The following is a 293-nucleotide window of genomic DNA, read 5'->3' as shown; positions in this document are numbered from 1 at the left end:
TCAGATCGGGAAGCGCCATGCGTCGTCCGGGGACAGTAGGTGGCTTCCCTGGGGCGACAGTTCCGCGCGCATCGTGTGGAGAGAGAACCTGTTCTTCTCTTCCCACTTGCGGCGGACGCGTTCCAGGTCGTCCCAGAGTCGGCGGGGGCCGCCTTGGTGGACCACGGGGGACGTTCCGTCCTCGGCGCGCGCCCATGCCCCATCCGCGGCGAGCAGCCACACCACGCGGCGCCCGTCGTCCGGGTAGGTGGCCGCGCGGGTCTCGACTCCGGGTGTATCCAGCTCATACAGCC

The 293-nt window shown here is 69.6% G+C and carries 1 pseudogene; it reads right to left on the bottom strand.

Going from position 1 to position 293, the window contains the following annotated elements:
• Positions 1 to 293, bottom strand: a pseudogene (locus tag J0695_RS41795) (hypothetical protein); the annotation flags it as partial.

This window comes from Streptomyces beijiangensis (assembly GCF_017315755.1).
GTDB lineage: Bacteria > Actinomycetota > Actinomycetes > Streptomycetales > Streptomycetaceae > Streptomyces > Streptomyces beijiangensis.
The sequence above is the reverse complement of the archived record's forward strand: the minus strand, read 5'-3'. Positions and strand labels throughout refer to the sequence as shown.